Origin of the sequence: Pseudoalteromonas sp. NBT06-2, assembly GCF_002276045.1 — a bacterium.
Lineage (GTDB): Bacteria > Pseudomonadota > Gammaproteobacteria > Enterobacterales > Alteromonadaceae > Pseudoalteromonas.
On sequence record NZ_NQMR01000216.1, the window covers coordinates 1 to 8,242 of the forward strand.

At 33.3% G+C, this 8,242-nt stretch carries 11 protein-coding genes; 4 read left to right on the top strand and 7 right to left on the bottom strand.

Features of this window, described 5'->3' with window-relative positions; all coding sequences use genetic code 11:
* The 5 genes from CJF42_RS24085 to fadR form a co-directional block, all read right to left on the bottom strand.
* Positions 1-1,386: FimV/HubP family polar landmark protein (locus tag CJF42_RS24085; protein WP_286203527.1), on the bottom strand; the 1,386-nt coding region annotated here is incomplete at its 3' end.
* 287 nt (positions 1,387-1,673) lie between these two features.
* Positions 1,674-2,690, bottom strand: a complete 1,017-nt coding sequence (locus tag CJF42_RS24090; protein WP_095369073.1) for an aspartate-semialdehyde dehydrogenase — start codon at positions 2,688-2,690, stop codon at positions 1,674-1,676.
* Positions 2,690-3,817 (bottom strand): 4-phosphoerythronate dehydrogenase, encoded by a 1,128-nt coding sequence (locus CJF42_RS24095; RefSeq protein WP_095369074.1) that lies wholly within the window; start codon positions 3,815-3,817, stop codon positions 2,690-2,692. Before CJF42_RS24095 ends, CJF42_RS24090 begins: the two co-directional genes overlap by 1 nt.
* A gap of 138 nt (positions 3,818-3,955) precedes the next feature.
* The gene (locus tag CJF42_RS24100) at positions 3,956-4,561 is read right to left on the bottom strand and encodes a peroxiredoxin C (RefSeq protein WP_095369075.1); all 606 of its coding nucleotides are present in this window, start codon (positions 4,559-4,561) and stop codon (positions 3,956-3,958) included.
* A gap of 275 nt (positions 4,562-4,836) precedes the next feature.
* Positions 4,837-5,553: a fatty acid metabolism transcriptional regulator FadR gene (gene fadR / locus CJF42_RS24105; RefSeq protein ID WP_095369076.1), complete on the bottom strand. Its 717-nt coding sequence runs from the start codon at positions 5,551-5,553 to the stop codon at positions 4,837-4,839.
* A gap of 200 nt (positions 5,554-5,753) precedes the next feature.
* On the opposite strand from fadR, the gene dsbB reads away from it, so the two are divergent.
* Both dsbB and CJF42_RS24115 read left to right on the top strand, forming a co-directional pair.
* A complete protein-coding gene (dsbB, locus tag CJF42_RS24110; RefSeq protein ID WP_095369077.1) occupies positions 5,754-6,269 on the top strand; it encodes a disulfide bond formation protein DsbB in 516 nt (171 codons plus the stop codon).
* Between the two features lie 11 nt (positions 6,270-6,280).
* Entirely contained in the window at positions 6,281-6,574 is a 294-nt protein-coding gene (locus CJF42_RS24115; protein ID WP_095369078.1) for a DUF6170 family protein, read from the top strand.
* A 74-nt stretch (positions 6,575-6,648) separates the two neighbouring features.
* Here CJF42_RS24115 and CJF42_RS24120 read toward each other — a convergent pair whose 3' ends face one another.
* On the bottom strand, positions 6,649-6,945 hold the full coding sequence (locus CJF42_RS24120) for a ComEA family DNA-binding protein (RefSeq protein WP_095369079.1): 297 nt from the start codon (positions 6,943-6,945) through the stop codon (positions 6,649-6,651).
* Positions 6,946-7,182: 237 nt separating this feature from the next.
* Here CJF42_RS24120 and CJF42_RS24125 point away from each other — a divergent pair, with 237 nt between their 5' ends.
* Entirely contained in the window at positions 7,183-7,485 is a 303-nt protein-coding gene (locus CJF42_RS24125) for a YebG family protein (protein WP_095369080.1), read from the top strand.
* A 60-nt stretch (positions 7,486-7,545) separates the two neighbouring features.
* Here CJF42_RS24125 and CJF42_RS24130 read toward each other — a convergent pair whose 3' ends face one another.
* Positions 7,546-7,851, bottom strand: coding sequence for a hypothetical protein (locus CJF42_RS24130; protein ID WP_095369081.1), 306 nt, complete (start codon positions 7,849-7,851; stop codon positions 7,546-7,548).
* 131 nt (positions 7,852-7,982) lie between these two features.
* Between CJF42_RS24130 and CJF42_RS24135 the strand changes: the two genes are divergently transcribed.
* Positions 7,983-8,242, top strand: a 260-nt coding sequence (locus CJF42_RS24135) for a hypothetical protein (protein WP_141235654.1), incomplete at its 3' end; no start/stop codon positions are given.

The following is an 8,242-nucleotide window of genomic DNA, read 5'->3' on the forward strand; positions in this document are numbered from 1 at the left end:
ATCTATGTCATCAGCAGCAGCGATTTCATCAGTAGGCTCTAAATTTTCAGGGATATCTAGAGCAATATCAGTTTCACTTAACATATCACCTACTGAAAGCTCATCTGATATATCATCTTCATCTATATCCGTTATCGGCTCATCAAAGCCCTGCTCTAAAAACGCATCAATATCATCATTATCTAATAAATCTGTTGCGGCACTTGCTTCATCAGGTTCTTCATCAAAAACTATTTCATCACTTAATAAACCATCTAATTCATCTTGATTTAATAGCGAATCACCATCTAATTCATCAAAATCTAGATCTGTTTCATCTTCTTCATATAGAATTTCATCTGACTCAGGTAAGATATCGTCATCTAAAGTACCATCAAGTTGGATAGAGTCTTCCGCTAATAAATCATCATCTAGTAAGTCTTCTTTAAATGATTCATTTAGTTCAGATTCACTTGCCAAGTCTGCAGGAGTCGCTTCAAAAGGAGGAGGTGGTGGAACAACAGCTACTGGTTTATCAAATGAAATATCAGCTGACGTTTTACCTTTTTTACGGTTACGTAAAAAGACTACGACACCACCAATAATAAATATCGCAGGAATACTGGAAAACAGAGCAATATAAAGAGGATTAGATAGTATTTCACTCCAATTAATTCCCTTATTTCGCTCCATTTCAGCTTGTTTTTGCTGTCTTAACAATTCAAATAATTCATCTATTTTTTGTTGTGTTTTAGTATCATTGCCTAGTCGCTCTTCTTTCGCTAAATTAAGTTCTTTTGAAATCGCCTTTAATTGAGATTGTAGTTTTTCGTTTTCATTCAGAATAACTTTGGAGCTTTCAACTGATTGTTTAAATTTTTCTTTTAAATCAGCAAGTTTTTGTCTTTGGTCTTTTTGTATTTCGTTTAATTGAATTTTCAATTCATTTTTAGCAGCATCTACATCTGATTTTTTCGCTTGAGTAACTTTTTTTTCTACTAAATCTATTTCACTTTTTGTTAGTTTCCCTTGCTTTTTCTTTTCCCAAAGTGAATCATCGTAATCTGATTTTTGCTTTGCTAGTTCAGGTTCAATACTACGAAATTCAAGAATTGAAGGGATCCTGAGATAAGAGCCTGTACGTAGATGATTTATATTTTTATCTAGAAATGATTGAGGATTTTTTTCATATAATGCCCTCATAACTTGATAAATACTTATCGAATTATCAGGTCTTACCTTCATTGCAATTCGCCACAATGTATCTGTTTGTCTTACAGGGCCTATTGAACGCCCTTGCTTCCCATAATCTACATTTTTAGGACCTTTTAAACGTGTACCTTCCGCCAATATAGTGACAGAAAATAAAATAGACACTAAAAGAAAAATAGAGGCTAAACTGCGCATGCGATTCCTTTACTTATTATTCAAACAATCATGCTTTAAAAGCCTGATTTAAAAATTCAATTATATTTTTTATTAAAATTGTAGCAAGCATTATGCCTATTTCAAACTATAAACTAGATGCCACATAATTTCCATTAAAAGACTTTAAAAATTAAAGTGTTAGATAATTTAGTTTATAAAAACTAAAGAAAAATAAAGTTATTAAAATGTTTATGAAGTGTGTCTATGACAAATTGATTCAAATAAGAGGCAAAAAAGACCCTAAGGTCTTCTTTATTTAACAAAAGCTATAAATATGAAGCAATCAAAGTTTCTGCTATTTGCACACTATTTGTTGCTGCACCTTTACGCGTATTATCAGATACAATCCAAAGATTTAAACCCATAGGATGGCTAATATCGGCTCTTACTCGACCAACAAATACATCATCTGAACCACTGCCATCTGTAACAGGTGTAGGGTAATCATTTTCATCTTCAATTAGTTGTACACCAGGCGCATCAGTTAAAAGTTGCTTTATATGCTCAATATCTACAGGAGAACGTGTTTCTAGATGAACAGCTTCAGAATGACCATAGAATACAGGTACACGTACAGCAGTAGGATTTACCATCACACTGTTATCGCCTAATATTTTTTGAGTCTCTTCAACGATTTTCATTTCTTCTAATGTATAGCCATTATCAGCGAAGTCGTCTATTTTTGCCAATACGTTAAATGCGATTTGTTTATCAAAAACATCATTATCAAGTGGACGCGCATTCATTAAATTTGCAGTTTGTTTTGCTAATTCATCTAATGCTTTTTTACCAGCTCCTGATACTGATTGATAAGTACAGATATTAATACGATCTATACCATATGCATCATAAATAGGCTTTAAGACCAACATAAGTTGTATTGTGGCACAATTTGGATTAGCAATAATATTGTGATTACGATAATCAGCTAAAGTATCTGAATTTACTTCTGGCACCACTAGTGGTACATCATATGATGAACGAAATTTCGAAGAGTTATCAATCACAATACAGCCCGACTCCGCCGCGATATGAGCATATTGTTCGGCAGCTTCACTTCCAGCTGAGAATATTGCGATATGTACTTTTGAAAAATCAAACTCGGCAACGTCTTGTACTTCCACTTCTTTGCCCTGAAATTTAATTTCTTCTCCAGCACTACGATCACTTGCTAATAAGTAAAGTTCTTCAACTGGAAACTTTCGATCTGCTAACGTTTCTATAATTTGGCGACCAACTAAGCCGGTAGATCCTAATATTGCAACATTAAATTGTTGTGGCATTATTTTTCCTCATTTTGTATAGCAAAGCCTAACTTTGATAATTGATCGGCTTGTTTTTTATTCGTACCCAAGATATTTATAGCGGAGAATTCGCGCCTTGAAGGGTAATTTTTTCTTAAAAAATCGAAGCCTCTGGCTGTTAACTGATTACAAATTAAACCATGATCAGAACGCACATCATAAATACTATGCACTAAAGCTCTTAAATCAGATAAAGCAAAGTTATCATTTACATTTATATCTTTGATAACAGGTTTAGGTAAAAAATCCTTTAATTGGTATTTTATTTTTATATCATTTTGCTGGCATAAAACCTGATATAACATAAATGTACCACGAGCTTTTCCTTCTAAAGTATGTCCTGCAATATGTACTGAACCAAAACGTACATAATCTAAAAGTTCAGTTGAAATATCAGGTTCATTCTCCCAAACATCTAAAACTAAAGTCAGTGATTCACCTTTCTTCATTAAATTAAGTAAAGCATGGTTATCAATTACGTCACCACGACTTGTATTAATCAAAATCGTACCGGATTTTAAAGCATTTAAAGTTTTCTCATCAAATAAATGTTTAGTTTTATGATCACCTTCACTTATCAAGGGTACATGTAATGAAATAACATCGGATTGCGCTATAAGCGCTTCAAAAGATACGTAGTTCAAATTCTCTGATTGATTTATCGGATCACATAGCAAAGTTTTAACGCCTAAAGCTTTTAGTTTTGCATCTAATCGAATACCAATATTACCAACACCTATAATACCGACTACTTTGTCTTGAACTTTAAAATCGTCTTCTTGAGATAATGCATAAATAGCACTGATCACATATTCAGCAACAGCAACAGAATTACAAGCCGGTGCACTGGTGAAAAAGATATCTTTATCTGCTAGATATGTTTGATCAATATGGTCGGTGCCGATTGTCGCAGTACCTACAAATTTCAATTTATTAGCTTGAGTTAATAAATTTTCATTCACATTAGTCACTGAACGTGTTAATAAAACATCAACATCAATAAGCATATCGGCCGTAATTGAGCGACCATCAAAACGTGTGATTTTTCCAAACTCAGAAAAATATTCTTCGACTAAAGGCATGTTTTGATCAGCAAGAATTTGCATTGAATTATCCACGTGGCTAAATTTTTCGACATTATACCCAATCATCTTAAATATGCGAGTTTAGCTTAGATAATTATCAATTATAGAAATAAAAAAACCGCCGTTCAGCGGTTTTTTTAACGAATTATAATTATAAAACTATAGGTCGCCTTCATTTTCAGTTAAGAATTTTGCAACACCTTCAGGGCTTGCATCCATACCTTTTTTACCTTCAGACCAACCAGCAGGACAAACTTCACCATGCTCAGTGTGGAATGCTAGTGCATCAACCATACGTAACATTTCATCAATATCACGACCTAGAGGTAAATCATTGATTACTTGATGACGTACAACGCCTGCTTCATCGATAAGGAATGAACCACGAAAAGCTACGCCAGCTTCTGGATGCTCAACGTCATATGCTTGACAGATATCATGTTTAACATCAGCAATTAGAGGGTATTGAACTGGTCCAATACCACCTTCATTTACTGGAGTATTTCTCCATGCATTGTGTGAGAATTGTGAATCAATAGAAACACCAATTACTTCAACACCACGTTTTTGGAATTCAGCAAAACGTTTATCAAATGCGATTAACTCTGAAGGACATACAAAAGTAAAATCTAACGGGTAAAAGAAGATAACTGCTTTTTTACCTTTAATTGACTCGTGAAGGTTATACGCATCTACGATTTCACCGTTACCTAGTACTGCTGCAGCTGTAAAATCTGGTGCCTGACGGCCTACTAATACACCCATTGTGATCTCCTATAAATTAATTTAATTCGATATAACGGAAAATGTCCGTCGCTATTAATATAGTGACTAAATATTAAAACCCAAGTAGAAACTCATGAATTTTGAATTATTTTTCGTTACTTATATTCCCATGCCATGATAATCCGATAATCTCTTTAATAACAATTGGATTTTACGATGTGTGTAATTGATAAAAACGAACGGTGAGAATTCAATCAAAAAGTAGCTCTAAACATTGAGAACTACTATCATTTTTAGATGCTTTTGATATTAGACTATAAGTCCATAATGCCTTCTGGCAATGTGTCTTTAAGCTCTTGCCAAATAACACCAGAATCCAAACCATATTGACGAACTAAATATATGGCCTGATCGTGTTTACCTTGTTGAGCAAGTACGATCAAATCTTTATAAAAAGCACGTGCTAGATCACGGGTACGTTGATCCGAAAAATAGTGAGTTGCGATTCTTGAATAAAAACCTTTAAAACCGTTAAGTGTTAAAACATAAATAGGATTACCGCAAGCAAACGCAAGTTCATGATGCATTCTGTAATCATACTCAGAAATTGCTTCAACAGTATCAGCAATATTTTCACTTCGCTTTAAAATCTCAATTACTTTTTCTGCATTATTTTTTATTGCAGCACGGGTGTAAATCGCACTGATATTTGTTCTTGCAGATAATAGCTGATCAATTAGCTCAGGTATTTTTTCATTATCTAGACGCGCTAACGTTTCCAAGATATTAAGACCTGAAGTTTCCCAAAAATCATTCACTCGGGTTGGCTTTCCATGTCGAATTGTTAGCCATCCATCTCGTGATAATCGCTGTAATACTTCTCGTAAGGTCGTTCTTGTAACGCCTATGATTTCAGATAACTCACGTTCAGCTGGTAAAATAGAACCCGGTTGAAAATCACCATTCCAAATCGAGTCAACAATGTATTCTTCAGCAAAACCAGCTGGACTTTTTGCATTAAAAATTTTCATGATATTTCCAAAATAATAATTCACCTCAATACATTGGCCACTACACACACTTAATTAATACAATTGATTAAGACACAATGGAATTGATATAATGAGTATAATATCTTTATGTGAAACTGATTGTACCAGATCAAGCATAACTAACAAGCGCTAAAGACAATGACTCTTTTAGCTTAAAAATTTTAATATTAAGGTCCCCTATGACATATATTGCTAATTTAGCATGCAAGCGTTCTTCATGGTTCATGCTGATGTTGAGTGCTTTCACTCTTGAAGTAACAGCATTAATTTTCCAGTATCAAATGGATCTTGCGCCATGCATTATGTGTATTTACCAAAGAACAGCTGTTTTAGGTATTTTCATTGCTGGGCTTATTGGTTTAACAAACCCTAATAATACCCTTATCCGAATTTCAGCCTACGTGATCTGGTCAATTTCTACAATATGGGGTTATTTCTTAGCGGTGGAGCATATTGACATGCAAACAACAACTGATGTATTTGCCTATACATGTGGCATCGTTCCAAACTTCCCAAGCTTTATGCCACTTCATGAATGGATCCCTATATTTTTTTCAGCTCCTGGAGATTGTGGTGAAATCAGCTGGCAGTTTTTAGATTTATCTATGCCTGTATGGATGAAAATTATCTTTTCAATTTATAGTGTTACCTTAATTACGATCATATCTTCTAACTTATTTAAAAAGCGTATTTAAAAGGCACAAACATGTACTTTACATCAAGAAACATCCCTGAGTTAGCAGGTTTAAAATATACACAACGCGCTCAAGTTATTCGTTTAGCACTAAGCTATTTATCAGTGCCGCAAAAAACCATTTTGAATATAATTAAACTGGTATTTTTAACACCTATATTTTTAATATTAGCGCGAATTGATAGTTGGGAGATTCTTATTTATCTCTTAATCGTTGGTTTTTGTTACCCCTTAATTACCACCCCAATTTCATTATACTTTGCTAAACAACATATTAGTAAAGCAAAGGCTGAAATCCTAAAATAACAATTTAAAAGAGTAAGCTATTTTATACTAACGCAAGACTAAAAATAGCTTACTCGCTATAATTCATTAAATAACTAAAATATTACTTTACCATTAAGTTTTGCTATCGCTTTTTTACCTAAACCTTGTACTTTTTTCAAATCATCTATTGATTTAAAATGACCATTTTGATCTCTATATAAAACGATTGCAGCAGCTTTAGATTTGCCAATTCCGGGTAATAATTCTAAAGCTTTTTGATCAGCAGTATTAAGATTGATTAATTGGTTATTTACAACTACTTCATTTTCAGCAGAATTTTGTGCAAGTACAGTGACAGATGCACTCATTAATAGTGTAAATATAAAAACGATAAGTGTATTAAACTTCATTGTTCTTCCTCCATGATGTCCATCTTTGGACGATAATTAACATTTAACTATAATACCAATACAAATAAATAAGTGCTAACTTACTCGTATTGGTATAAGAAGTCACGAAACCTTCCCTTTAAATAAAGAATAAAACTTCATATTTGTCAAAAACAATATAAAAAATGCTTTTGTGACTTGAAATTTGACCTTGTAAAGTTTACTGTATAAAAAACCAGTGTACTGTAGGAGTGAATAATGGCTGTTGTTATCAAATATGTGGTTGAAAAAAATGGAGTGGAGCGTATGACCTTTACCAGCAAAAAAGATGCTGATGCCTACGACAAAATGCTCGATATTGCTGAATCAATGGAGCAGGTGTTAGAAAAAATTGATGTTGCCTTGAGTGAACAACAAGTTGAAACTTTAGCACTTGAAATTGCAAAAAATAAAGAGCTATTCATGCAAGCTTTAAAAGGCACTAAAGCAATTTCAGAAAAAAAAGAAAAGAAAACTACAGCCAGCAAATCTGAAAATGTGACTGACATAAAACAAGCCTAAACTCCTATTTGCATATCAAAATAAAAAGCGCAAATGCGCTTTTTATTTCTATAAATTAAATTACTGCTCTAGCACTAATCCCACTGGTACTTCTGAAAAAGCATCATCACCTGTCGTAACATCAATTAGTTCATACCCACGTTGTTTACGCTTTAGCTTCAGAATCGGCTTTTCAAAAGCACTTTGCTGACGAGACACATCTTGCTGTAATTCCTCTAACGTCTTACCGTAAGGCGCAACACTTGTTTCAGACCAATTTATGGCTTTACCCTTTTGGTTATACTCAACTTCATGTATTTGATATAAAGCTTCATTGTCACCATCAGCTTCACATAAAATAACTCTAAAATTCCAAAATGCAGACATAACTATTCTCTCTCATTAAATTTTAGCTGTACTTTAACAGCTTGGTAATGTGATTTCACTTTATCAATAAATAGATATTGTTAATTTATATAATAAAAATTAGACTAATTTAAAAGTTTATTAGAATAATCATGATATTAAAATTCCTATTTACATCGACTCTATTAGCGACTTCTTTTATTTCAAACAGTACACAAGTTAATCAATGCGGCAACAATCAAAAAGCTCAAAGTCTAGCGCATTCAATCATTCATGACTCAACGCAATTAAGACAACATTTAAGTTGTGATATCAGATTAACCCAAGCAGCAATCATAAAAGTAAAAGAAATGGCGAATTCAGGCTGGGTAATTCATAGTGGTGCTAATAGCAGGGCGGGATTATGCTTAGG

What these genes read in the sequence shown, in the direction of transcription:
- CJF42_RS24090 (WP_095369073.1), bottom strand. Translation starts at nt 2,690, where the DNA reads ATGCCACAACAATTTAATGTTGCAATATTAGGATCTACCGGCTTAGTT.
- CJF42_RS24095 (WP_095369074.1), bottom strand. Translation starts at nt 3,817, where the DNA reads ATGCAAATTCTTGCTGATCAAAACATGCCTTTAGTCGAAGAATATTTT.
- CJF42_RS24100 (WP_095369075.1), bottom strand. Translation starts at nt 4,561, where the DNA reads ATGGGTGTATTAGTAGGCCGTCAGGCACCAGATTTTACAGCTGCAGCA.
- fadR (WP_095369076.1), bottom strand. Translation starts at nt 5,553, where the DNA reads ATGAAAATTTTTAATGCAAAAAGTCCAGCTGGTTTTGCTGAAGAATAC.
- dsbB (WP_095369077.1), top strand. Translation starts at nt 5,754, where the DNA reads ATGACATATATTGCTAATTTAGCATGCAAGCGTTCTTCATGGTTCATG.
- CJF42_RS24115 (WP_095369078.1), top strand. Translation starts at nt 6,281, where the DNA reads ATGTACTTTACATCAAGAAACATCCCTGAGTTAGCAGGTTTAAAATAT.
- CJF42_RS24120 (WP_095369079.1), bottom strand. Translation starts at nt 6,945, where the DNA reads ATGAAGTTTAATACACTTATCGTTTTTATATTTACACTATTAATGAGT.
- CJF42_RS24125 (WP_095369080.1), top strand. Translation starts at nt 7,183, where the DNA reads ATGGCTGTTGTTATCAAATATGTGGTTGAAAAAAATGGAGTGGAGCGT.
- CJF42_RS24130 (WP_095369081.1), bottom strand. Translation starts at nt 7,851, where the DNA reads ATGTCTGCATTTTGGAATTTTAGAGTTATTTTATGTGAAGCTGATGGT.